This is a genomic window from Pigmentiphaga litoralis, from assembly GCF_013408655.1.
GTDB classification, from domain to species: domain Bacteria; phylum Pseudomonadota; class Gammaproteobacteria; order Burkholderiales; family Burkholderiaceae_B; genus Pigmentiphaga; species Pigmentiphaga litoralis_A.
The window spans coordinates 979542-1004001 of sequence record NZ_JACCBP010000001.1 but is presented as its reverse complement, the minus strand read 5'-3'; the positions used below and the strand labels follow the sequence as shown (position 1 = coordinate 1004001).

The 24460-nt window shown below is 65.2% G+C and carries 25 protein-coding genes; 11 read left to right on the top strand and 14 right to left on the bottom strand.

Annotation, left to right across the window (positions count from 1 at the left end):
* Nucleotides 1–132: 132 nt before the first annotated feature.
* Nucleotides 133–1212 (top strand): mandelate racemase/muconate lactonizing enzyme family protein, encoded by a 1080-nt coding sequence (locus HD883_RS04410; protein WP_179587649.1) that lies wholly within the window; start codon nt 133–135, stop codon nt 1210–1212.
* On the opposite strand, the gene HD883_RS04405 is transcribed toward HD883_RS04410, so the two are convergent.
* Nucleotides 1197–1973 (bottom strand): DUF2076 domain-containing protein, encoded by a 777-nt coding sequence (locus tag HD883_RS04405; RefSeq protein ID WP_179587650.1) that lies wholly within the window; start codon nt 1971–1973, stop codon nt 1197–1199. The two genes, HD883_RS04410 and HD883_RS04405, sit on opposite strands and share 16 nt — an antisense overlap.
* Before the next feature lie 190 nt (nt 1974–2163).
* On the bottom strand, nt 2164–2652 hold the full coding sequence (locus tag HD883_RS04400; protein WP_179587651.1) for a universal stress protein: 489 nt from the start codon (nt 2650–2652) through the stop codon (nt 2164–2166).
* Between the two features lie 162 nt (nt 2653–2814).
* On the opposite strand from HD883_RS04400, the gene HD883_RS04395 reads away from it, so the two are divergent.
* Entirely contained in the window at nt 2815–4110 is a 1296-nt protein-coding gene (locus HD883_RS04395) for an SLC13 family permease (protein ID WP_179587652.1), read from the top strand.
* Between the two features lie 6 nt (nt 4111–4116).
* On the opposite strand, the gene HD883_RS04390 is transcribed toward HD883_RS04395, so the two are convergent.
* The 4 genes from HD883_RS04390 to HD883_RS04375 form a co-directional block, all read right to left on the bottom strand.
* Nucleotides 4117–5025 (bottom strand): EamA family transporter, encoded by a 909-nt coding sequence (locus HD883_RS04390; protein ID WP_179587653.1) that lies wholly within the window; start codon nt 5023–5025, stop codon nt 4117–4119.
* Between the two features lie 128 nt (nt 5026–5153).
* Nucleotides 5154–5588 carry a transcriptional repressor gene (locus HD883_RS04385; protein ID WP_179587654.1) on the bottom strand — a complete coding sequence of 145 codons (435 nt, stop codon included), beginning with the start codon at nt 5586–5588 and terminating at the stop codon, nt 5154–5156.
* Nucleotides 5589–5704: 116 nt separating this feature from the next.
* On the bottom strand, nt 5705–7147 hold the full coding sequence (locus tag HD883_RS04380) for an MATE family efflux transporter (RefSeq protein WP_179587655.1): 1443 nt from the start codon (nt 7145–7147) through the stop codon (nt 5705–5707).
* Nucleotides 7140–7733: a TetR/AcrR family transcriptional regulator gene (locus HD883_RS04375; protein WP_179587656.1), complete on the bottom strand. Its 594-nt coding sequence runs from the start codon at nt 7731–7733 to the stop codon at nt 7140–7142. Before HD883_RS04375 ends, HD883_RS04380 begins: the two co-directional genes overlap by 8 nt.
* A gap of 152 nt (nt 7734–7885) precedes the next feature.
* Here HD883_RS04375 and asd point away from each other — a divergent pair, with 152 nt between their 5' ends.
* Complete coding sequence (gene asd / locus HD883_RS04370) at nt 7886–8752, top strand: archaetidylserine decarboxylase (RefSeq protein WP_179587657.1); 867 nt, start codon at nt 7886–7888, stop codon at nt 8750–8752.
* A gap of 247 nt (nt 8753–8999) precedes the next feature.
* On the opposite strand, the gene HD883_RS04365 is transcribed toward asd, so the two are convergent.
* The gene (locus HD883_RS04365; RefSeq protein WP_179587658.1) at nt 9000–9533 is read right to left on the bottom strand and encodes a general stress protein; all 534 of its coding nucleotides are present in this window, start codon (nt 9531–9533) and stop codon (nt 9000–9002) included.
* A gap of 271 nt (nt 9534–9804) precedes the next feature.
* Between HD883_RS04365 and HD883_RS04360 the strand changes: the two genes are divergently transcribed.
* Entirely contained in the window at nt 9805–11448 is a 1644-nt protein-coding gene (locus HD883_RS04360; protein WP_179587659.1) for an ABC-F family ATP-binding cassette domain-containing protein, read from the top strand.
* Between the two features lie 68 nt (nt 11449–11516).
* On the opposite strand, the gene HD883_RS04355 is transcribed toward HD883_RS04360, so the two are convergent.
* The 5 genes from HD883_RS04355 to HD883_RS04335 form a co-directional block, all read right to left on the bottom strand.
* Nucleotides 11517–12824: a DUF2254 domain-containing protein gene (locus tag HD883_RS04355; protein WP_179587660.1), complete on the bottom strand. Its 1308-nt coding sequence runs from the start codon at nt 12822–12824 to the stop codon at nt 11517–11519.
* 182 nt (nt 12825–13006) lie between these two features.
* On the bottom strand, nt 13007–13363 hold the full coding sequence (locus tag HD883_RS04350) for a TfoX/Sxy family protein (protein ID WP_179587661.1): 357 nt from the start codon (nt 13361–13363) through the stop codon (nt 13007–13009).
* 18 nt (nt 13364–13381) lie between these two features.
* Nucleotides 13382–14386 (bottom strand): D-hexose-6-phosphate mutarotase, encoded by a 1005-nt coding sequence (locus HD883_RS04345; RefSeq protein WP_179587662.1) that lies wholly within the window; start codon nt 14384–14386, stop codon nt 13382–13384.
* Between the two features lie 258 nt (nt 14387–14644).
* Nucleotides 14645–15397, bottom strand: a complete 753-nt coding sequence (locus HD883_RS04340; protein ID WP_179587663.1) for a DUF4286 family protein — start codon at nt 15395–15397, stop codon at nt 14645–14647.
* Entirely contained in the window at nt 15394–16482 is a 1089-nt protein-coding gene (locus tag HD883_RS04335) for a DNA-binding protein (protein ID WP_179587664.1), read from the bottom strand. The genes HD883_RS04340 and HD883_RS04335 overlap by 4 nt, the downstream gene beginning before the upstream one ends.
* Before the next feature lie 595 nt (nt 16483–17077).
* Here HD883_RS04335 and HD883_RS04330 point away from each other — a divergent pair.
* The 5 genes from HD883_RS04330 to HD883_RS04310 all read left to right on the top strand — a co-directional run bounded on the left by HD883_RS04330 (nt 17078) and on the right by HD883_RS04310 (nt 20741).
* Nucleotides 17078–18295, top strand: a complete 1218-nt coding sequence (locus HD883_RS04330) for a tyrosine-type recombinase/integrase (RefSeq protein WP_179587665.1) — start codon at nt 17078–17080, stop codon at nt 18293–18295.
* 375 nt (nt 18296–18670) lie between these two features.
* Nucleotides 18671–19075, top strand: a complete 405-nt coding sequence (locus HD883_RS04325) for a c-type cytochrome (RefSeq protein WP_218863243.1) — start codon at nt 18671–18673, stop codon at nt 19073–19075.
* A gap of 42 nt (nt 19076–19117) precedes the next feature.
* Nucleotides 19118–19513 carry a tautomerase family protein gene (locus HD883_RS04320; RefSeq protein WP_179587666.1) on the top strand — a complete coding sequence of 132 codons (396 nt, stop codon included), beginning with the start codon at nt 19118–19120 and terminating at the stop codon, nt 19511–19513.
* Nucleotides 19514–19618: 105 nt separating this feature from the next.
* The gene (locus tag HD883_RS04315; protein ID WP_179587667.1) at nt 19619–20224 is read left to right on the top strand and encodes a TetR/AcrR family transcriptional regulator; all 606 of its coding nucleotides are present in this window, start codon (nt 19619–19621) and stop codon (nt 20222–20224) included.
* A 43-nt stretch (nt 20225–20267) separates the two neighbouring features.
* The gene (locus HD883_RS04310) at nt 20268–20741 is read left to right on the top strand and encodes a nuclear transport factor 2 family protein (protein WP_179587668.1); all 474 of its coding nucleotides are present in this window, start codon (nt 20268–20270) and stop codon (nt 20739–20741) included.
* Nucleotides 20742–20831: 90 nt separating this feature from the next.
* Here HD883_RS04310 and HD883_RS04305 read toward each other — a convergent pair whose 3' ends face one another.
* Entirely contained in the window at nt 20832–21908 is a 1077-nt protein-coding gene (locus HD883_RS04305) for an adenosine deaminase (RefSeq protein ID WP_179587669.1), read from the bottom strand.
* Between the two features lie 391 nt (nt 21909–22299).
* Here HD883_RS04305 and HD883_RS04300 point away from each other — a divergent pair, with 391 nt between their 5' ends.
* Both HD883_RS04300 and HD883_RS27590 read left to right on the top strand, forming a co-directional pair.
* The gene (locus HD883_RS04300) at nt 22300–23433 is read left to right on the top strand and encodes a pyridoxal-phosphate-dependent aminotransferase family protein (protein ID WP_257022401.1); all 1134 of its coding nucleotides are present in this window, start codon (nt 22300–22302) and stop codon (nt 23431–23433) included.
* 88 nt (nt 23434–23521) lie between these two features.
* Nucleotides 23522–23710: an oxidoreductase-like domain-containing protein gene (locus tag HD883_RS27590; protein ID WP_373563305.1), complete on the top strand. Its 189-nt coding sequence runs from the start codon at nt 23522–23524 to the stop codon at nt 23708–23710.
* Between the two features lie 6 nt (nt 23711–23716).
* Here HD883_RS27590 and HD883_RS04290 read toward each other — a convergent pair whose 3' ends face one another.
* Nucleotides 23717–24379 (bottom strand): DUF1345 domain-containing protein, encoded by a 663-nt coding sequence (locus tag HD883_RS04290; protein ID WP_373563304.1) that lies wholly within the window; start codon nt 24377–24379, stop codon nt 23717–23719.
* Between the last annotated feature and the right edge of the window lie 81 nt (nt 24380–24460).

Genomic DNA, 24460 nt, shown 5'->3' with positions numbered 1-24460 from the left:
CGAATGGCCTGGGCTGCCCCGATCGTTCAATGTTCTTGGCAGCCAAGCCCTTTGCCCTGCCCGACTGCCCCCGTGCCCTGTCGCACTGCATGCCCTGCCCTGCCTGCCCGCCCCCACCTATCCAGGATCGCCATGCCCATCGTTTCAACTGCCATTACCCCCTGCACGCAAGGCCTGCACGACGCCCAGTGGAAGTTTGCGCGCGCAAAGGTGCCGCAGCTGGAAGGCTGGGTGCTCAGCCTGACGGACGACGAAGGCAATGTGGGACGCGCCTATGCGCATGCCATTCCTGCCATCTCCACGCATGGCGACGGCGCGCGATCGGCGCTGGAATTCATCACACCCTCCCTGGTCGGCCGGGATGCGACCGATATCGCCAGCATCATGGAAACCGTTGACGTGCAGCTGGCTTTCCAGCCAAGCGTCAAGGCCGCGGTGGACATGGCCCTGCATGACCTGCTGGCGCGGAAATTGGGGGTTCCCATCTACGTGCTGCTGGGCGGCAAGCTGCGGGACAGCGTGCCGCAGTCGCGGATCCTGCCGATCAAGACGCCGGCCGAGATGGCGGCGATCGCCGCGCGGCTGGCCGAAGAAGGGTATGGCCAGCTGAAGTTGAAGCTGGCGGGCGACACGTCACTGGATGTGCAGCGTATTGCCGCGGTGCGGGACGCCGTGGGCGATGCCGTCGTCCTGACGCTGGACCCGAATCAGTCGTATCACGCCAAGCAAATGATCAGCGCTTTCAGCAAGATGGAACGTTATGACATTGCCTTGATCGAGCAGCCCGTGCCGCAGCGGGATTGGGCGGGACTCAAGCTGGTGACAGACACCTTGCCGGTCGCGATCGAGGCCGACGAAAGCGCCCAGACGCTGGACGATGTCTACCGTCTGGTCACGGACCGCGTGGCCGACGTGATCAATCTTAAGGTAACGAAGCTGGGCGGTTTCCGCCGCTTCATGGATGCCGCACGCATCTGCGATGCGGGGGGTGTCGGATGCCGCATGGGCGCCGCCTTCGGGCCGGCATTGATGCAATCGGCCAGCCTGCAGGCCGCAGTGGCGTTGCGCGCCCTGCCCTACGCCTGCGAGCTGTCCGAACATCAACATCTGAAAGACGATCCCTTCACGCCGTTGCCCGTCGTGAAGGGGGTGATCCACTTGCCCGAGGGGCCGGGCTGCGGCGTGACGTTCGCCGATCAGACTTCGTCGTAGTCGCTGCCGCCGTCGTCAAAAAAGCCCGAGCCGAAGTCATCGTTGGACGTGTCGTCGGCCGCGACCTGCTCCTTGTTGCCGCCGCCCCAGTCCCAGGTGTCATTGCCGTCATTCGCCGTGGCGTCGTTACCGCTCGCGGCGTCGTTGCCCTGGTTGCTGTCCGCCAGCGCATCGGGCTTGGCATGTTCCGCCGCGTTCGCATTGGCGCCGTGACCGCCGAACAGTCCGCCCAGCAGGTTGCCGAGCATCATGCCGCCGGCCACACCCATGGCTGTTTGCGCGGCGCCCGCCAGAAAACCACCGCCGCGCCCTGCCGGTGCAGCAGCCTGCGCAGGCGCCATATTGCTGCCTGCGGGCGGCGCCGCGCCCAGGGGTTGACCGCTAGGCGTCAGGGTTTGCGACGGTGACCGTCCGTCATTGAACGCACTGGCGCCCGCCGCCGACGTGGTGGTTCCGGGCGGAGGCGTCCGGCCAAAGTAGCCGCCACTTTCTTCCAGACGACCCGATGCCTGGGCGGGCGCCGCGTTGGCCGCGCCCTGTGCCGGGCTGAATCCGCCCGAACCCATTCTGGCCTCGGCGGCCTTGAGCGCCTGTTCCTGCATCAGGACCGTCTGCGCCAGGTAATACGCTGCGCCGGGCATGGCGTCGATGCGCGCCTGAATATAGGCTTCGGCTTCGGGATCACGCGCGGTGCCGTTGCGGCCCACTTCTTCCATGCGTGCAAACAATCCCTGGATGGCTTTGCGGTCTTCGATGTCCATGACGAACACTCCTACGGTACGTCCCGTCATCCGGACGGGGCGGCATTAATGGGCCAGCAGCAACTGGGGCAGCATTGCGCGGATCCGCCGACGTAACGGCCGATCCGTCGATCGATGGATGCAGCATATGCCATGCATCCCGTCGGTATGACCGGAGCCGCTGCGGCTTGCTCCAGCCATTTACCGCTGCTTACGCTTGACTCGACCGCCGCAGGCTGAAGGCGGGTCCGTCATCCTCGCCTTGCACCAGCAAGACCGGCACGCGGCTCAGGCGCAGGACACCTTCGGCCACGCTTCCCATCAACAATCGGCGAACCCCCCGGCGGCCATGCGTCCCCATGACGATGATGTCCACCGACGCCTCACGCGCGGCCTGGTCGATGGTGATGGCGATGCCACCCGGGGCAAATGGCTCTTCGATCAGGCGTTCGCTGTGCGCAACGCCCGCCGTGGCCAACTCGGCGGCAGCCCGCTGCAGGTAATCACGACCGGCATCCAGCAGCTTCTGATTGGCGGCAGCGGGCGCGAAATACCCCACGTCATCCGCCGCGCCCGCGTCGTCGATCACATGAACCAGGTGGACTTCACATGAAAGCGCCTTGCCGAGCTTGATCGCTTCCTTCAATGCCAGTGCGGCGGGCGTGCTGCCGTCGACAGCAAGCATGATGCGTCGGTACATGGGATTCTCCTTGCCGGAAACATCGATAGCCGGATTATGCGCGAGGCCGGTCCGGTGTGGCGTTGTCGGGCAGGACAGAAAGCGCCATGGGACAAAAGCGTCCGAGCGCGAAAAGAAAGGGGTTCGGGTAAGCTCTCGCCACCTTGCTCCCTGGCGCTTCCGATGACATCCCGCCCTGCCCTGCCGCCCCGCTCGCCAACCTCCCCTGCGCCGTCGTCCGGCGCGCCGGAACGTCTGTCGGTGTGGGATCACGCCAAGCGCGAATGGCTGCTGTGCATCGCTGTCGTGCTGGCGCTGGTGCTGGCCGTGGCCGATCCGCAGCCGGGCGAACGTTATCTGGAATGGCTGGATGGCCCCACGCTGGCGGGCCTGTTTGCGCTGCTGGTGGCGACCCAGGCCGTGCGGCGCAGCGGGTATGTGCAGGCGGCCGCGTGGCAGCTGACCGACCGGATGACGAGCCTGCGCGGGCTGGCGTTGGCGCTGGCGGCGGGCGCGGCGGTGTCATCCATGCTGCTGACCAACGACGTCAGCCTGTTCCTGCTGGTGCCCCTGACCCTGGCCATTGCCCAGACGCTGGACCTGCCCGATCCGGTGCGCCGGCGAATGGTGATAGTGCTGGCGTTTGCGGTGAATGCGGGGTCCATGTTGAGTCCGATCGGCAACCCGCAGAATCTGTTGATCTGGCAGGTGTCAGGCGTGGATGCCTGGCATTTCGTGCTGTGGATGCTGCCGGCGTGTGCGGTCAACATGGTCGCGCTTGCGTTGTTCATTTTGCTGGCGTTTCCGTCGAAGTCCGCTGCCCTATCGGCGGCAGCGTCAGATTCGAAGACAGCCTCGACGACGACAGCAACATCAACCGCAACTTCGACGAAAGCGTCAGCCGCTACCATCACCGCCACGCGCGGTGGCCCTGCCCGTGCTGCGCGCGAAGACACGCCTCGCAAACCAGCCCTGGCATTGACGGCCGCCGCCATGCTGATTGCCACCATCGTGCTGCTGCAGGCCGGACACGCCTATGTGGCCGGGCTGGTGGCGGCACTGCTGTTTCTGGTGGTGGACAGGACGTCTCTCAGGCAGGTCGACTGGGCCTTGCTGGCCACCTTTGCCGCGCTGTTCATCGGACTGGGCCACCTTGCCGATTGGGGGCCTGTTCAGGCGCTGGCACGGCAAGTGGACTGGGCGCATCGCCTGACACTGTTCGCCAGCGGCGCCGGCCTGTCGCAGATCATCAGCAACGTGCCGGCCACCGTGTTCCTGTCGCAGTTCACCAAGGAATGGCAGACCCTGCTGATCGCCGTGAACGTGGGTGGCTATGGCCTGGCCATCGGATCCATGGCGAACCTGATTGCGTTGCGGCTGGAAGGCTCGAAGCGGATCTGGTGGGACTTCCACGTGTACAGCGTCCCGTTCTTCGTGGTCGTTGCCGCTGCGACGTATGCGATCGCCGTGGGAATCTGACCGCAGCTACGTCGACGTCGACACCAGCAGCAACACCACCCCCACCAGCACCAATCCCACCCCCAGCCGTTCCCGTCCGGTGGCGGTCTGTGCAAACACCTTGCGCGACACCACCTGCGCAAACAGGACTTCAAGCAGTCCCAAGGTCCGGACATTCACGGTCGCGGTCAACGCAAAGGCGATGTACCAGAACTGGGACGCCACGGCGCCGACGCAGCCTGCCAGCAAGGACGAACGCCACGATCGCAAGATCGCCAGCAGCACGTCACGCTTGAAGACCAGCAGCCACACCACAAGAATGATCGTTTGAAGGACCAGGCCCGCGACCAGCGTGGACGTGGCCCGCAGCACGAAGGATCCGCTGTCCAGCGACAGCAAGGCCCCACGAAAGCCGACCGACGACAGAGCAAAGCCGGCGCCCGACGCAATACCCAGCAGCGCGGGCCGCCAGCCCGAACCCGCCAGGGTGGCGCCCTTGCCTTTCAGGGACATGAGCACGACGCCGGTTGTGGCCACGATCACCGCGCACGCGCCCCACACCGACAAATGATCGCCGAGCACGACCACGCCGAACACCGCCACCTGCAAGGGCTCGGTCTTGATATACACGGTGGATAGCGCAAAGGATCGCAGCTGCATCGTCGCCAGCATCAGCGCCGTGGCGGCGATCTGCGTCACCGCCGCCCCGGCCACAAACGCGGCAAAGCGCCAGTTGAACGCGGGCAGGCTTTCGCCGCCCACCATCAGCACCACGACCAGGAACACCAAGGAAAACGGCAGGCCATACAGAAAGCGGACCTGCGTGGCGCCAATGGTGCCCAGTGTATCGGTCAGCCGGTGCTGCATGGTGTTGCGGGCGGTCTGTGCGGCAGCGGCGATGACCGTCGCAGGTATCCAGAGCAGGGTCAGGTCCACGGGACGACGCCAGGAAGACAGAAGGGGCCGATCATACGCGATGACCTTGAAGTCACACCAGGGTGACGCAAGCTGCGCAACGCCCGGACCGCCGCCGCCTTAAGGCGGCGAAGCCCCGCACCGGCGCATCAGTCCTGGCCGGCCCTCGCGGGCAGCCGCTTGGGCACACCGAACAAGGTCAGCGTGTATTCGGTCAGCTCATACCCCAGTTCATCTGCAATCGCTGCCAGCCGCTTTTCGATGTCGGGGTCGAAAAATTCCATGACCTCGCCGGTCGCCTGGGACACCAGATGGCCATGGTGCCGCTCGCCGTCGTTCAACTCGTAGACGGCCTTGCCGCTGCCCAGCTGGCTGCGTTTGAGCAGCCCCGCCTGGTCGAATTGCGTCAGGACGCGATACACAGTGGCAAGACCCAGATCGACGTGGTCCTGCGTCAGGATCTTGTAGACATCCTCGGCGCTCAGGTGCCGGTGCGAACTGGTCCGGAACACGTCAAGGATCTTCATGCGGGGAAAAGTCACCTTCAGTCCACTGGACTGCAGGTCGATCGGGTCGGTACTCATGGGCGCTCCAGACACGCAAGGAAAGCGGAGAGGAAGACGGGTGGACGCCAGCCAGCGCCAGTCATTACCCGCCCGCAACCTATTGTGCACCCGCCGCGCAGCCCCGCAGGGCGCCGTTACACCGCGTCTTTCATTCGCGGTATCCACGGGATTGCCGTCACGCCCGCGAACACCATCAGGCCCACCACCACCGACCACAACACGGAATCCAGCCCGCCGCCGAAGCCATGCACCGCGAGGCTCCCGATGCCCACCACGACGATCACGCGCAGCACGCCTGCGGCCACCGGCCAGTGCATCCGCCGCGCGCCCTGCGACGCGAAGTACAGCGACAGGCCAATGCCGATCAAGCCATAGAACGGCGCCACGGTGCGCAGGTAGCGCACGCCGATCTCGATAGCATCGGCATCATGCGTAAACAACCCCAGCCAGGCGTGCGGGAACACTGAGGCGCCCAATCCCACGGCTTCGGTCACGGCGGCAGCCACCAGCGCGCCGGTCCAGGCCACCTGGCGCGCGCGCTGCCACTGCCCTGCGCCCACATTCATCCCGACCATCGCAACCAGTCCACTACCGACGCCGAACACGATAGGGATCTGCAGATATTCCAGGCGAATCCCCAGCCCGAACCCCGCCAGCGCGTGCGTCCCGAGCGGACTGACCAATGTCGTCGCCACCACCACGGCCAGATTGGTCGTCAGGTTGTTGATCAGGGCCCAGCCCCCCACGCCCAGGATGTCGGCAAACCCCGCCCAGTGCAGGCGGTGATGCCAACTGAGCTTGAGGCCGCCCGTGCCGCGCACCAGCTTGAACAGCAGGATCGCCGTGGCCAGCACGTAATACAGCACCAGGGCCAGTCCGGCGCCGGCAATGCCCATCGCCGGAATGGGACCCAAGCCGAAGATCAAGACGGGCGACGTGACAAACAAGACCAGGGTGCCCAGCGTCAGCACGATCGCCGGCAGGGCCATGTTGCCCGTGCCCCGCAGCACGCTCGCCATCAGGTTGGCCACCCACAGAAAGATGGCGCCCAGGAAGATGACGTTGGAATACGTCAGCGCCGCCTTCAGCGCCTCGCCCTGCCCGCCCATGGCGGAATACAGCAGCGGCCCGCCCGCGATGGCTGCGACCCTAAACAAAACGCCCGCGGCAATGGCCAGGACGAAGGCGTGCAGCGCCAGGGCCTCGGCGTGTTCATGCCGGCCGGCGCCCAGGGCGCGCGCAATCGCGGACGAGACGCCGCCGCCAATGCCGCCCGCCGACATCATCTGCATCAGCATGACAACCGGAAACACCAGGGCCGCGCCCGCCAGCGCATCGACGCCCAGCAGACCCACGTAATAGCTTTCCAGGAAGTTGGCGGCCGCCTGCGACAACATCATCAGCAGGTTGGGCGCCGCCAGCATCAAAATGGTGGCCAGCACGGGGCCGTGCAGCAAGCGCTGCGCGCGCAGCGCGGCTGCGGTAGGCGGCGCGCCGGACGGCGATGAGAGGGAAGAAGCCGGCGCCGACGCCGCCACGCCTGGCCCCGATGACGATGGCGCCAGCGGACTAGACATCGCTGTCGCCAATCAAGGATCGCAACGACGCCCTGAGAATATCGTCCGACAACGGGCTGCCCCGTGTCGCACGCGCCAAGGTCAATGCCCCGACCAACGTCGCCAGCTGCGCCAGCGCCACATCACGATCGCCCTGGGCCGAACGTTCACCCGACGCGGCCATCAGCCGTTCGATCATGCCTTCCAGACCCTTCAGGAACGCGTCCCGCACCGGCTTGCCATCGGGTTCGCGAGCCACATCGGCGGCAAGCGCCACAGCAGTGCATCCGGTCCCCGCCCGCTCGCGGTGCCCCGGCGAAAGATACGCGGCAACGTAGCGGGCAAACTGGTCAGCCTCGGGCCCCCAGTCCTGGAAGCGCGCCTGCCATTTCAACGCGGAGTCTTCAAACGCGCGTTGACAGGCGATCGTGGCCAGGTCGTCCTTGGACGCGAAATGACCATAGAAGCCGCCGTGGGTCAGGCCCACTTCGGCCATCAGGTTGGACACACTGATGCCATTGAGCCCATGTTCGCGAAACAAGCGGGCCGACGCATCGGCAATGGCCTCGCGGTGTGCGGCGGCCTGCTCTCGGGACACTCTTGCCATGCCAATTCTCCAGCAAAAATCCATCTTACATTACGACCGTCATTAATACTAGCATGCAACCCGTACAGACACTCACTTCTTCCCACGGAACACGCGTGTAATATCCCGCCATCTCTGACCGCCCTGCCGCCCTTCCCGGGAGGCGACATCCAATGTCCTTCAAAGACCAGCTTTTCGTCCTCAGCCAATATGCGGCGCCGCATGACCTGATCTCGAAAGCGTTTGGTGCCGCATCGGAATGCCGCACGCCCGCCATCAAGAACTGGATGATCACCACGTTCATCCGCAAGTACGGCGTGGACATGAACGAAGCCTTCCTCCGTGATCCGCTCGCCTACGACACGTTCAACGCCTTCTTTACCCGCGCGCTCAAACACGGCGCGCGGCCGCTGGACACCACCGACGGCGCGGTGTTGTGTCCCGCCGATGGTGCGGTCAGCCAGCTGGGCCGGATCGAGCAAGGCAATATCTTCCAGGCCAAGGGTCACAGCTTTACCGCACGCGACCTGCTGGGCGGCGATGCGGCCCGCGCCGCACCGTTCATGAACGGGCAATTCGCCACCGTGTACCTGTCGCCGCGCGACTATCACCGCGTGCACATGCCGCTGGCCGGCACGCTGCGCGAAACGATTTACGTGCCCGGGCGGCTGTTTTCCGTGAACCCGGTCACGGCCAGCCAGGTGCCGGGGCTGTTTGCCCGCAACGAACGTCTGGTCTGTATGTTCGACACCGAACTCGGGCCGATGGCCGTGGTCCTGGTCGGCGCGATGATCGTGGGATCGATGGAAACGGTCTGGGGCGGACGGGTCGCGCCGCACAGCCCCGATGTGGTGGTCAAGCGCTACACCGCAGACGGCGCGTCGCCGGTCCGCCTGGACAAGGGCGCCGAGATGGGCCGCTTCCTGCTGGGATCGACAGTGGTCTTGTTGTTCGGCGCAAACCGGGTGCGGTGGGATCCCAAGTTTGCAGCCCTGGTGCCGACGCGGATGGGTGAACGCATGGCGATGCCCTATCCGTAAGGGAAGGCAGCAAGGGTGGACTGTACCCACGGCACGATGCTGTAGGGGCGAAATGCAGATTGCCACTATGCGGTAAACGTACCCACCAATAAAACTACCCGCCAATAAAAACGCCGCCGTGCTTGCGCAGGGCGGCGTTTTCATTTGTGCCTGGAACCTTCAAGGATGCTGCCACGCAGCGGGGCATAACGCGTTGACGCCGTCATCCTCGCCACGGCAGCGCCCAGGCAAGCGCCTGGCGCGCAGCTTAGTAGTACACGTGCTCGCCGCGGTTGGCCTTCCATTCCTGTTCGATAAAGGCCGCGTCTTCGGCGTTCTTCGGACGCACGCCAATCAGGATGCCGCCCTTTTTCACGCCTTCTTCATAGTGGCGAACGCGCTCTTCCGGAATGCCCCAGCCGACCAGTGCGCCAACCAGGCCGCCTGCCGCCGCACCGGCGCCCGCACCGGCAAACGCTGCTGCCAGCGGGCCGGCGATAACCAGGCCCAGGCCTGGCAGGACCAGCGACGTGCCGATGGCCGCCACCGCCGCAGCGATTGCGCCGATCGTGCCGCCAATCGCGCCGCCGACGCCAGCGCCCTTCGCGGCCTTGTTGCCCAGTTCGGTCTCTGCCAGTTCGGTGTTGCCGAAATGGGTGGCGCGCGTGTCGTCCGACATCACGACGTTGATGTCATCGCTGCCGTAGCCGCGCGTGCTGACGGAGTTATAGGCGCGCTCGGCGGATTCGCGGTCGTTGAACAAACCGGTGACAGGACGGGTATCGCTAAACGTATCAGCCATGGATGTGCCTCTTTTTGTGGGTGTTGGGTAACGGTTGAGTTCAAGCAATCGGCGTTCCCGCCCCCGCAAGCCCAGCGCCATCAACGGATTGCGCAAAGTTGTGGACCCTGCTCGGCAATAATCACCGGACACTTTTGCAAATCTCTCCGATTCTGCCGATTCGCACGCCTTTCTCGTCTCACTTCCGCACTTTGGGCAATCCAGCTACAGGTAAACCCGGTATTTGAAGTAACCTCGCGGGCTGCAATCACCCCTTCCCTGCCCCTCATTAATGATCCGTTTCCAGCAAGTCACCCTCATTCGCGGCATCAAGCCGCTGCTCGACAAGGTCGATGTCCTCCTCAATCCGGGCGACAAGATCGGCCTGATCGGGGCCAATGGCGCCGGCAAGTCGAGCCTGTTCGGCCTGTTGCGGGGTGAACTGCATCCGGATCAGGGCGACCTGAGCTTCCCGCCCACCTGGCGCGTGGCCTACGTGGCGCAGGAAACGCCCGCACTGGACCGTTCCGCCATCGACTACGCCATTGACGGCGACGTGGGCCTGCGCGCGCTGGAAGCCCGCCTGACCGAACTGGAAAGCGAACCCGACACCGCCGAGAACGGCCTGATGATCGGTGAGCTGTATGGCCTGCTGGCTGACGCCGACGCCTACACCGTGCGGTCGCGCGCCGAACAGCTGCTGCTGGGCCTGGGATTTTCGCTGGCGCAGATGGACGAACCGCTGACGAGCTTTTCGGGCGGCTGGCGCATGCGCCTGAACCTGGCGCAGGCGCTGATGTGCCCGTCAGACCTGTTGCTGCTGGACGAGCCGACCAATCACCTGGATCTGGATGCCATCATCTGGCTGGAAGACTGGCTCAAACGTTATCCCGGCACGTTGCTGGTCATTTCGCATGACCGCGACTTCCTGGACGAAGTGGTGAACGTGATCGTCCACATCGACGATCGCAAGCTCAAGCGCTATTCGGGCAACTACAGCTCGTTCGAACGCCAGCGCGCCGCGCAGATGATTCTTGCGCAAGGCATGATGGAAAAGCAGCAGCGCCAGCGCGCGCACCTGAAGTCCTTCATCGATCGCTTCTCGGCCCAGGCCAGCAAGGCCCGTCAGGCGCAAAGCCGGATCAAGGCACTGGCCAAGCTGGAAGAGATCGCCCCGCTGCGTCCGCCGGCAGAATTTTCATTCACCTTTCGCGAACCGCTGCGCGCGCCCGATCCCCTGCTGATCATGGACGGTGTGCAGGCAGGCTACCGGCTGGGCGAACCTGAAGACAAGGCCGCGGCGCACAAGGTCATCATCGACGGCATCAATTTTTCACTCCAGGGCGGCCAGCGTATCGGCCTGCTGGGCGTGAACGGCGCGGGCAAATCCACGTTCATCAAGACGATCGCCGGCGAATTGCAGGCCTTGAGCGGGGACACCGTGTTCGGCAAGGGCCTGTCGATCGGCTACTTTGCCCAGCATCAGGTCGAAATGCTGCGCCACGACGAATCGCCGCTCTGGCACATGAACAAGATCGCGCCCACCACACGCGAGCAGGAACTGCGCAACTTCCTCGGCAGCTTCAACTTCGCGGGCGACATGGCGACGGCATCGATCAAGCCGTTTTCGGGCGGTGAAAAGGCGCGGCTGGCCCTGGCGCTGATCGTATGGCAGCGGCCCAACCTGCTGCTGCTGGACGAGCCGACCAATCACCTGGATCTGGAAACGCGCGAAGCGTTGACCATGGCGCTGGCCCAGTTCGAGGGCACGCTGGTGCTGGTATCGCACGATCGGCATTTGCTGCGCGCGACGACCGACCAGTTCGTGATCGTGGCCGACGGCGCGGTCAAGCCGTTCGACGGGGACCTGGACGACTACAAGAGCTGGCTGTTCAAGACGAAACTGGCGGCAAAGGCATCGGCGGCGCTGCAATAAGTCGCGGACCGGTGCCGGGCGCGATCGACCCAGCGGTGTGGGTTCAGCTGACCGCAGGGCGGTGATGCCTAGCGCTGCGTGTTGAGCTCAGCGGCCGAGGTGGTCGTAACCGACGCCGCGTCACCTGCTGCTTCTCTGGCCAATGCTTCGAGCACCAGCCGGTCTTCTTCAAAGGTCAACGCCACCTTGGACCGTTCATAGCTGCGCCAGGCCTGACGGCGCGCTGCCTCGGCCAGCCTCCCCTTCGTGCCCAGGCTCACGGCGCCCAACGCTTTCTGCGTCCGCACACCAATTTCGATCAGGCTGGCGCCGTCGCGCGACAGCGGGTCGAACGTATCGCGGATCAGGTCGGCCTCATCCAGCTCCACCAACGTCAGATGCGTGAAGCGCCCAGGCTTGGCCGACGCCTCGTCTTCGGGCGCCACGGCCGTATCGATCAATATGCGGGCCAACGCGCTGATCACACCAATTGCGGTACCGGGATCGTTGACCGCCGCCGACAAGGCCCGCTGCCCGATTTCGGCCATCACGATCACGCCAAAGCGCGGGTCCTGCTCAAAGCTGCGCTCCGCGCCGATCACAAACGCCGCCTCCAGCTTGCGCTGTTCGTCGACCGACAAGGCTGGCGGCTGGGACCACACCGCCACGACCCGCGCGGGGTGCAGCATCGCGCCCGGACGAACCACGATGTGCAGCGTCGCCTTGGCCTTTTTTGCGGCCTCGTTCAACCGGCCCATGTCCAGATGCTGCAGGTAGCCCGTTTGCGACAAATGCAAAGGCACGCCATGCACCGTCTGCGCCGGAGCAGGCATCGCACCCAGCAAAGGGTCGCGCCGATAAGCTTGCAATGAGGTGACAGCGGCAGCTTCCACCGTGGCGATCGTGGTGCTCAAGCGGCCGATCGACGACAGGGTCTGGATCCACCGCAACAGCGACACGATGATGTAGATCAGCACGCAGATCGTGCCGGCCAGCAGCACGAAGCGGCCGGCGGGGCCGTAGTACCCGACCCCCAGGGCACACAAGGCGATGATGGCGTAGATGAACGCCGCGATGAAGCTGGCGATCGCCGACTGGGCGCGGTCGTCGGCCATGACCAGACGGGTCGCGCGTGGCGTGGCGGACGTCGATGCCGACGTGAACGCGCCCACCAGGATCGATAGCGAAAAGGTGCTGACCGCCAGCATGCTGGACGCGATGATCGTCAGCAGCCCCTGCAGGGTGCTGCGCTCGATATCCGGCACGGCGCTGTCGGGCACGTAGTAATTGGCGACGGCAGCGATCAGGGCGGCAAAGACGGCGAACACGCTCCACAGCGTAGGCCGCCACCACATCTGGGCGCGAAGCCGGTGCCACAACAAGGTCAATCGAAACATGGAACGCCCGGGGTCAAGTGGCAAGGATGAGCCTGCATCCTAACGGCATCGCCGATGCGCCGGGTAAGGCACGGTAACCGGGGCCGTCGAATGGTTACGCGGCTGCAGTTCGCGGTGACGCCGGGGAAGGTTACGCGGCTGCTGTTGGCGGTGACGCTGGCGATCACCGCCAACAGCCAGATTCAACTGCCCGGCCGGTCCGCGTCGCGGCGCTTGCGCCGTTTGCGCAGCACCGGCTCGGTCAAGGCCGCGGCCGTCGCGGCGATCAGACCGGCAGACCACCGGCGGTCGTCCCACCGGTCCCCAGGAATGGCGAACCAGGGCTTGGCGCCCGGAAACGGAAAGCCGTCTTCCACCTCGCCCAGGTACTCACGGCCTGCGTCGGTCGCCTTCAGGTAGACCTGATCGCCAACGACCAGCGCCACGACCTTGCCATCGCAATACACCGCGTATTCGCCAAACATCTTGCGCGACGTCACGATGCCCGCGTCTGCCACTTGCTCCAGCAGGTAATCGATGGTGCTCTGGCGGGTGCCCATGGCAGCTGGGTGCGTGGCTTACGCCGCGGCGTCGCGACCGGTTGCGGAGTCGGCTGCGGAACCGGCCGCGGCCGTGGTCGATGCGGTCGATGCGGTCGTTGCGCTTCCTGCGGGCGCCGCGGCGTCGACCCGGATCGTGACCGACATCGATTCCGTCTTGCCCGGCGCCACCACCAGCACGTCGTCCCAGACCCGCGCCGTTTCAATGCAGACCATGCGCTGCCAAGCGTCATCCGGAAACTGCGACAGCCGCGCGGCCTTCTCCACCCACGGGTTCCACACCACGGCGGACCGCGACTGCGATGCCTCGATATGAATGCGGCGCTGCCAGCCCGGATCCACGATCTCGATTGCCCGGTCGATGCCCGTGTAGATCCGGTCCGTTTCGCCCTCGATCCGGATCGGCCCCGTCTGCGTGACAGGCTCCCAATTCCGCATCGTGTCGATGTAGGTCGTGTCTTCCAGGCCTTCAATCGTGATCTGACGGCTGTCGCTGACCGCAAAGTACGTATGCAGCGCCTGGCTCACCGTGATTGGCGCGTCGCCGAAATTATGGGTGCACAGCTGGATCTCCAGTGTTTCGCCCATGCGGAAACGAATCAGCAGATCGGCCGGGTGCTTCCACTCGCCCGACCCATTGGGCATGTGGCAATGAAAATCCATCACCACCCGCCCGGACTCCGCCGTTGCTGCGCCCGGCTCCCACTCCACGCCGCGCACCACGCCATGCGCAGGCGCCGCGGCATCGGGGGCAAACATGTCGCGCACGGGCTGCGGATTGCGCGCCAGGTCGCCAAACCACGGCCAGCACACCGGCACCCCGCCCCGCAGCGGCTGACCCCGCAGAAACTTCGCGTCCTCGCTCAGCCAGACAATCGGCGGCTGGCCGTGCGGCGTGTAGCTGAGCAGTTGCGCGCCCTGCGTGGCAATCAGGGCTTCCGCCCACTGGGTGCGGACCCGCCAGCAGGCAAGCTCGCCCATCTGGACGGATTCGATCGTGGCGGCATCGGGCGCGGCGGACATACGGGTGTTCCTTGGTGACGGCGGGGTGTTCGGGATTGCCGGATGATGCCCGGCATGTCTGGCAGCGCAGCGCGCGTGCGCGCAACGCCATCGGCCTGCCGGGCAGCGCAAGCTGCGAAAGTATGGCGGCTTTTTCGGCCGCCTGCCACACCACCCAAACGGCTGGCACAACCGCTAACGGTTTGGTGGTACGCGTGGGCGTCGGGATGGCGGGATCGCGCAGGCAGGCATTTCAGCAGGTGGCCGTCTGATTGGCCATCATGGGCCTTCATCCGTGAACAGGTCCGTGCGGGGCGCCGGGCGACTGGGACCTGCCACGTCACCGTGCGTGACGCTGCTGGCATAGCGGTAATGGCTGGCGGCGAACCAGGGTGCGGACTTGCCGTTGTCCAGGTCTTGATGCGTTGCTGCCTGGATCAGTGAGCGCGCGAGCGCTTCGAGGCCATCCAGTCGCTCAACCGCCGTCGCCTCAACCAGGAAGATCCATTCTTTCCCCGCAGGCGCCTCATCCACGTTCCGCATGGCTTGCGGCCCCGCCGACTCGACGCGTCCGACCGTCACCGACGTCACGATGTGCCGGGCGCCTTCAGCCAGCAGGCGATGCGCGCTCTGCGTCATGGCGTCGTCGCTGCCCTCTATAAGCACCACCCGCAACACCAGCAAGGCGCTTGCGCGTGATGTACCTGCCAGGGCGACTTGCCGGCAGGGTTTGCGCAGAAACTGCGACAACGCCGGGCGCATCGACGCGCTCCACGGCGTCGGGTGGTCGACCAGATCCTGATAGGCCGCCGTCTCCAGCGCGGACAGATCATTCAAGTCGTAGCGGGTGAAATAGCGCGGCTGCCCCGGACGCGTGGCGACATAACGCGTGCCGGACAAGAAGCCCGGCGCCCAGACCCGTTCGGGCACGTGCTCCAGCGTGTGCCACCGTTCATAGTCTTCCCGGCGAGATGGATCGATGTCGTTCCACAGCGCCAGGAACGCAGCGGCTGGTGCGGCGTCCCGGCTCACTGGCGTGCCTTTTTTGGCTGGTGGCGGCTGGCCTTGGCTTCAGCGGCTTTGGTGTTAGCAGCTTTGGCGTGAGCGGTGGCCTCGGCCCTGGCAATCTGCTGCTGCCTTGCCAGCTCACTTTGCAGGCGTTCACACGTGGCCTGCCAACGGCCGCTGTCTTCGCGCGCTGCGGCCAGCCGGCCTTCCGACTCGCCGAGCCGCGCCTGCAACGACCCGATCTGGTTCTGCAGTGTCGCGACGGCGCGGGCCTGCTCGGACATCGTCTCGTTCAGCTTTTGCTGGGCCTGCTCCAGTTGTTTGGCCAGGCGATTGCTGCGCTGACGTTCCTGGTCCAGGTCCAGCAAAGCACGCCGTTCGATCGCCACATGGCGTGCCTCGGACGCCGCGCTGTCCTCTCGGAATTTGTCGAGCTGGGCATTGAATGTCGCCAGGATCTTTTCCGTGTCCGCCTGGGCGGCCTGCAGTTCCTTGCGAGCCACATCGCGCTCGCTGGCTGCGATGGCCTCGGCCTGCGCAGCGGCGGCCAACTGACGGGCGTGCGCTGCGTGATCGGTGGTCCGCTGATCCGCCAGGCGGGCGTAGGCGGCCTCACGATCCGCCAGGCGACCCGACAGATCGTCTGCACGCCGCCGCTCGGTGCCGAGCAACGCAGTCAGGCGAGCCTCGGCAGCTTCAAACGCCGCCGCCTGGTCGCGCGCAACGGCTTGCGCCGCCCTCACCTCCTCCGCCGCTTCGGCGCGGGACGCCGTCAGCCCGTCCGTCGCCGCCTGCTGCGCCAGCGTCCACATCGCCGCCAAGGATTCCGCCGCCGCCGTCTTGAGCGCGTCGGGCAGGTCAGGATGCTCAATGCGCACCCGGCTTTTCTCGCGCAGTTCCTGCCAGAACTGGCGCAGCGTATCGGACGGAACAGACATGCTGCCACGACGCACGAGCTGGTACAGGCGATTTACCGTCGGCGTGATGCCGTACCGCAGGAACATCAACGCGCACACCTCTTTGTAGAGGAGCTGCGTATTCGGAAACTGCTTTTTCAGCTCTTCAACGTCGGCGGCAAGCTGGTTTTCGTCTACGGCGGGCGTGATCATGCGGCATCCTTACGTAATATCAAATATTACTACGTAATACGTAATTATATTGAACAAAGACGCTTGTTTTTTGACATTATTGTTCTACTGTCAAATAATTATGGATGTTTGTCTGAATCGGATCGGAAATCGTGGAGACGTGCGGCTCGCGAGTCCTGGAGTTTGGTCGAGACGCGTGGAAGGTGGTCCGGCGCCCGTGCATTGAGGCTACGGAGAGATTTGCGCTCAAGTCGCCATGGAGCTTGATCGACGCAGGTTCAGAGCGGCGTGGCTGGGGAAAACAAGCGTTTTCAGCCAATTCACCGCAGGTACGCCGCGGGTCAGCAGAATCAAAACGCCATCACCGGGAAAAACAACCGTTTTCAGCCAATTTCACCGCAGGCCTGCCGCGGGTTAGCGAAAACGGGCACTTGGCGCCGGAGGGCGCGATGCAAGGCTCGCCGCGTCCCTCAGTGGAAAATGGACGCGTGATGCCAAATCAACGAACGCGTCATCGCTCTTTGCCCGGCGCGATCGATGCCTGATGCGGGGATCAGAGATGCAAAAAACGCGCGATGCAAGACTCGTCGCCTGCCTACCCGCAAAAATGGAAGCCATGGATGTGAAGCCTGAAAAACCTGCCAGTGCAGCTACTACCGGGATCGCCCCGGCGTCACCCGTCCTGGCTTTGCTGTTTGACCTGTCCAGCGAACTCGATGGCAGCGCAGGCAGCAATCGTGCGACCGCCGCCCGCTCACAGATCGCCGCCAACGCCGACATCGACGCGCTCAAAGCCTGGCTGGCCCGCTTCACCCAGACCAAAACCACCTTCGACAGCTACCGAAAGGAAGCCGAGCGCCTGCTGTTATGGTCAGTGATCGAACTGCGCAAGCCCCTGGCCTCCCTGACGCACGAAGACCTCCTGGCCTATCAGCGTTTCCTGGCTGACCCGCAGCCTGCGCACCGATGGGTGATGCCAGCCGGCCGCAAGCGGGCGCGCGGCGACGCCGGATGGCGACCGTTCGCCGGCCCGCTCTCCCCCGCCAGCCAGCGCCAGGCCATCGTCATCCTCAACACGCTGTTCTCGTGGCTTGTGCATGCGGGGTATCTGGCCGGCAATCCCTTGTCGCTGTTCCGGCAGCGGCAACGTCATGCCGCCCCGCGCGTGGTCCGCTACCTGGACGATGCGATGTGGCAAGAGGTCAAGGCGACGATTGCGGACCTGCCCCGCGACACGCCGCGGCATCTGGAGCACTACTACCGCGTCCGCTGGCTGTTCACCCTGCTGTACCTGAGCGGCATGCGGATATCCGAGGTGGCCAACAACACCATGGGCGCATTCTTTCCCCGGCGGGACCGCGCAGGCGCGACGCGTTGGTGGCTGGAAATAGTCGGGAAAGGCGACAAGCTGCGCCTGGTGCCGGCCACCACGGAGTTGATAGACGAACTGGCCACCTACCGCCGCGCATCCGGCTTGCCGCCCGAGCCCGCGGCCGGCGAAACGCGCCCGCTGCTGGCGCCCATTGGCGGCAAGGCGCGGCCCATGACCCGCAGCGCCATCCACATCATCGCGAAACAGGTGTTCGCCCGAACCGCCGACCGGGTGCGCGCCCGCGGGCCTGACCATGCCCACACGGCAGACATCCTGGACGCCGCATCGGCCCACTGGTTGCGACACACAGCCGGTTCGGCCATGGCAACGGGCGACATGGACCTGCGCCACGTGCGCGACAACCTGGGCCACGCCTCGCTAACCACCACCAGCCGCTACCTGCACAGCGACGACGACGCCCGCCACCAGGCAACCGAGGACAGCCATCGGTTGGGGTGGTGACAAGGCGGCGAGGCCCAGCGGTGAGGCCCGGCGGTGAGGCCCGGCGCCAAGCCCCCCGCGGTCACAAAGCCATGGGGCAGCGCGGGTCGGTCATAATGCCCGTAACGCCTCCTGCACCCGGCACTCGCGCTTGTCTACGCGGCCGCCTTGCCGGCACCGCATCCTGGTTCCCCACGGTAACTGTTGCCCATGCTCCACCCACCCCTGCCAGTCCGATTCGCCAACTGCCGCGCTGCAATCCAATGGGCGCGCCGAAGCCTGCCCGCCTTGACGCCATCGCTTGCGATGGCTGCCTTGACGGTCGCCGCAGCAACGACAGCAACCGCATCAACCGCATCAACCGGCACAACAACGGTCCACCAGGCGAAGGTGACGATGTCTGCGTCTGCCGCTGTCACGTCGGTCCAGCCAAACCTGACGAACTTTTTAGCGGCCAGCACCACCACCCCTATCCCTATCACGCCGACGATAGCCGCAACCCCAACCATCCCAGCCCCAGCGATCCAGCTCGCGGCCGCGACCGGCAAACCGGCCCGCTCCGGCGCGTCCATCTACAGCGTCAGTTGCGCGTCCTGTCACACCTACGGCATGCGCGGCGCGCCCAAGCTGACCGATAAGGCTGCCTGGGCGCCGCGCCTGGCGCAACCGCCCGGCACGCTGACCGCGCACGTCATCAAAGGCCTGGGCTGGATGCCGCCGCGCGGCACGTGTTCGGCCTGCTCCGACGACGACATCCAGGCCGCCGTCGACTACATGGTGTCCCGCCTGCCCACGCGCTGACCCGTCTGGCGACGGGAACGCCCCCTTTCTGAAGGACCTTCCGTGCCCTACCTGCAACTCGACGTCAACGCGCATTACCCGGTGGAAACCAAACAGCGGCTGGCCGCGAAAATGTGCGAGACCTACGCCGACATGATGTCGGTCGACATCCGCCGCATCAGCGTCGCGATCCGCGAACTGGGCGACGGCGGCGTCTGGCGCATACCCGAAGCGGGCAGCGAGCCCGTCCAGGTGTCGATGTTGATGCTGGACATCCGCCGCGGCAGGCCGGCCGAGCAGCGCATGGACGTCGCCCGCGCCCTCTGCGCTCACTGCATCGAAGTCTTGGGCTTGGCCGAAGATCGCCTGAACGTCGAATTCACCCAGCATGACGGCGACGAGATGTACCACCCGGCGCTTGGCGGATACAGTCCGGACTGGACGCCGGGCGAGGCCTGATCGAGGTTCGAACCAGAGCCTGCCAGACCGACTCCACTGCCAGACCAACCCCACTTTGCTGCCGACCCCTTGCCATGGGAGAACGATCGTTCTACCATGGTGCGCATGCCGCCGAACCCCATTCAGAAGAAGCATCCCAGCCCCGACCCGTTCTCCCGCTTGCTGGAAACTACCGAGTCGCTCGTCTATCGCAACGGCATCCACGCCACGGGTATCGATGCGATCGTCAAGGCTGCGGGTGCGTCCCGCAAGACGGTGTACGCGCATTTCGGGTCGAAAGACGTGCTGGTCGAGGCTGCCTTGCGTGCTCGCCATGACCGCTGGATGCACTGGTTCCGCACCGAAACGCTTGCCATCGGGCACGATGCCGCTGCCCGCCTGCTGGGCATGTTCAAGGTGCTGGAAAGCTGGTTTGCCGACCCGGGTTACCACGGCTGCGCGTTTCTGAACGCGGCGGGTGAAATCGGGGACGCGGCATCGCCGATCCGGATGCTTGCGCAGGAACACAAGGCGGATCTCCTGGCATTCATTGTCGAGACGGCTTCCGGGCTCGATGTGCCGGCCGCCGCCCGGACCACCCTGGCGCGCCAATGGCTGATCCTGATCGACGGCGCCATTGCCGTTGCCATGGTCAGCGGTGACGCGGCCGCGGCGCGAGACGCCCAGGCAGCCGGCGCGGCCTTGCTGGCCGCCATGTCCGCGCCCCGTTAGACCCTACCCCTTCGCCCCCCTCGACTCAACCGAAAGGTCTTCCATGTCCGAACCCGACCGCCCGCCTCTCCCGCCTTTCAACGAAACCACCGCCACGCTCAAGGTCCGCCTGGCCGAAGACGCCTGGAATGGCCGCGACCCGGCCAAGGTGGCGCTGGCCTACACGCCCGACAGCCGCTGGCGCAACCGGAGCGAGTTTGCGACGGGCCGGCCCGAGATCATCGCGCTGCTGACACGCAAGTGGGCGCGCGAGCACGAATACCGGCTGATCAAGTCCTTGTGGGCGTACCAAGGCAACCGGATTGCCGTGCGCTTCGCGTACGAATGGCACGACGACGCGGGCCATTGGTTCCGGTCGTACGGGAATGAAAACTGGCTGTTCGACGCCGCCGGTTACATGGCGCAGCGCCATGCCAGCATCAATGATCTGGCGATCAAGGAGGCGGACCGGGCCTTTCTGTGGCCCCAAGGCCGCCGGCCCGACGACCATCCGGGGCTGGAGCACTTCGGGTTCTAGGGCGCCGGCAACACCATTCGGCCGCGCAAGGGTCGCCGTCGAACGCCCCGGCCGCATAAAAGCCGGGTCGCCACGGCGCCGTTCACCCGCTTACGCAGCCGGCGTTTGCGCCCAGAACGCGTCCAGCTGCGCCACCCACCGGGCTTTCTCTTCGTCAGTCGCAAACGCGGCTTCGAGGCTGTTGCGGGCAAGCAGATACCCGGTCTCTTCACCCAGGGGCAGCGCTTCGAACACCGCCAGGTAGTTCGTATTCAGATAGCCCCCGAAGTACGCGGGGTCGTCGGAATTCAGGGTGACAGCCACACCGGCGTCCAGCAGCATGGGCAGGCTGTGCGCTGTCATGTCGTCGAATACCTTGAGCTTCACGTTCGACAGCGGGCAGACCGTCAGGGCGATCTTTTCGGCGGCAAGGCGCTGCAGCAGCGCCTGATCTTCGATCGCCGTCACGCCATGGTCGATGCGTTCGGCATGCAGCAGGTCCAGCGCGTCACGGATGTTCTGCGCCGGGCCTTCTTCGCCGGCGTGGGCCACGCGGCGCAGTCCCAGGGCTTCGCACCGGGCAAAGACGCGGGCAAACTTTTCGGGCGGATTGCCTTGCTCGGACGAGTCCAGCCCGACGCCGATCAACCGGGGCACGGTCTTGAAACAGGCTTCGGCCGACGCCAGGGTCGCAAACGCGTCCTCTTCCGACAGATGCCGCAGAAAGCACAGGATCATCCGGCTCGACAGGCCGTGGCGGGCTTCGGCGTCGTCCAGCGCGCGGGAAATGCCGTTCACGACGACCTCCACGGGCACGCCGCGCGCGATATGCGTCTGGGGATCGAAAAAGATTTCGGTATGGACGATGTGGTCAGCCACGGCGCGTTCCACGTAAGCCCACGTCATGTCATAGAAGTCCTGTTCGGTCAGCAGGACACTGGCGCCTGCGTAATAGATGTCCAGGAAGGACTGCAGGTCGGTAAAGGCATACGCATCCCGCAGCGCGTCGACCGACGGGTACGGCAGCGTGACGCCATTGCGCTCGGCCAGCGCAAAGATCAGCTCGGGTTCGAGCGACCCTTCGATATGCATGTGCAGCTCGGCCTTGGGCATGGCGCACAGCTTGCGCGCCAGGGGCGACTCGGAAAACAGGGTGGACGACGAGGTGGTGGGGGCAAGAAAGGACATGCTCGGGCTCCGTGGCAACTCGACGCGCACGGGCGAACGAGGATCGATTGTCGCGCGGCCGCAAAAATGGGGGTGTCGCGGCGCGTGTTCAGCGTGCTTTGCGAAGGAATGTGTTTCACTTGAAGGCACGTCCGGCGCCCTGAATACGGGCCTGTCGCCCGATGCGCCGGACCGCGTAGATTACCATTCGGGGCGGCCGCAGCCGGTGTGCTAACGTCACTGTCGCGTGCCCCCTTTCTCTTTTGCTGCACAATTTCGTATGCCGACCCCCTTGCTCCGTTCCGTTGACGACTCCACTCCCGTTCGTTCCGCCCCTCACGCCGCGCTGACCTTTACCGCGCCGCCTGAAGTGCGCGTGCTGAGCGACATCCTGCCCGACGACCCCCTGCTGATGATGGGTGCCGGGCCGGTGCCGATTCCCGAGGCGGTGGCGCGAGCGAATTCGGTGGTGATCAACCACCTGGGCGCCACGATGTCGACGATCATCTCGCAGGTCAAGGAGATGGGCCGGTACGTCTTCCAGACCAAGTCGGAATGGGTCATGGGCGTGGCCGGTCCGGGTTCGGCGGCCATGGAAATGGCGATCAGCAACCTGGTGCTGCCGGGCCACAAGGTGCTGTGTGTGGTGAACGGCTTTTTCAGCGCACGAATGGCTGAAATGTCGCGCCGCCTGGGCGCCGAAGTCATTACCTTCGATGTGGACGGCCATCACTACGCGCCGGCCGACGAAGTCGAAGCACTGATCGCCAAGCACCGTCCGGAATGCCTGACCATCGTGCAGGGCGAAACGTCCAACACGGTGTTCAACCGCGAACTGCCCGCCATTGCCCGCGCCGCGAAAAAGTACGGCTGTCTGGTGATCGTGGACGCCGTCTGCACGCTGAGCACGATGCCGCTGCAGATGGACGACTGGCAGATCGACGCGGTGATTACCGGCGGCCAGAAGGGCCTGTCGTCAATTCCTGGCGTGTCGCTGATCGCGTTCTCGAACGAAGCCTGGGACCGCATCAACAGCCGCACCACCACCAACTCGCACTGGTGCCTGGACGCCAAGCTGGCCGAAAATTTCTGGCACAAGGGCGGCTACCACTACACGGCGCCGGTGTCTGGCGTGCTGGCGCTGCACGAAGCCCTGCGCCTGGTCTGCGCCGAAACGCTGGAAGAGCGCTTTGCACGCCACTACCGCTGCTCGCAGGCGCTGCAGAACGGGATCGAGGCCATGGGCCTGCGCCTTTTCACGCCGCCCACCTCGCGCCTGAATTCGGTGGTCGGCATCGCGATCCCCGACGGCATGAACAACGCCGACATCTGCGCGCACATCTCGAACCGTTATCACGTCGAGATTTCCGGCTCGTTCGGCCTGCCCATGGTCCGTATCGGACAAATGGGCGAGCAGTGCCGCGCGCACAACCTGTTCCGGACGCTGCATGCGCTGGGTTCGACCGTGCGCGACATGGGCGGCAAGGTGGACCTGCCCGCCAGCATGGCCACGCTGGAATACAGCCTGCATAACGCGCTGGTCTGATCTCGCGCCGGCTTCTTCCCGACCTTACGCCGCGCCGCCCGTGTGCTTGTCACGCGGGCCGGTCGCGGCGGCGTTTCCTGCCTGTATCGTGACGACCCCATCCATTCCTGCCGACGATCCGGCTCCCGAACCGCCCGAGCGCCCTGGCGACAACCAGTGCTGCCAAAGCGGCTGCGAGCCCTGTATCTTTGATCTCTACGCCGAAGACATGCAAGCGTGGCGGGACGACTTTCGCGCCTGGGAAGTGCGCCAGGCCAGCCGCAAGGCCGCAGGCTGATCCAGGCTACGCCTGGCCCGCCACCACGTTCACACTCATCGCGATGATGAACACGTTCAGGAAGAACGCGATCACGCTATGCACCAGCGCCATGCGGCGCAGATGGCGGCTGGTGATCTGCACGTCAGACACCTGGAACGTCATGCCAATCACCAGCGCAAAGTACGCAAAGTCCCAATAGTCGGGAGGCTCGGCGCCCGGAAATTCCAGGCCCTGATGGGCTGCGCCATAGTTGCCATAAAAGCCGTGGGCGTAATGCAGCGCGAACATCACGTTCATGTACAGCCAGGACAGCAGGATGCTGCCGATGGCGATGACCACCGGCCACGCGCCCCCGCCGCCCTTTCCCAGCCGCAGTTCGACGCCGAGGGCCAGCAGCACCACGGCAGACAGCAGCACGCTCGTCCACAGGATGCCCCATCGCCCCACGTCTTCTTCCTTGGCGCGATGGCGCATGGTGTCCGGCGTGGACTTGGCAAATACGTAGGCGGTGGTCGACAGGAAAAAGAAGGCGGCGGCATCAAAGCCCAGCAGCAGGCACAGGGGCCACGCCGTGTGGCTCATCCACAAGGCAGTCGCAACGGCGACAAGGATCAACGCCGCAACGAACAGCCGTGGATGGGCGCGAACCACCAGGAAGCGGGCGTGAGAAGGAGCGGTGACAGTCACGAGGACTCCGGCAACGGAACAACGGATGAGCAAGCAGTCAGACGCCAGTGTGCCGGGGTCTGGACGTGTTAACTATGACAG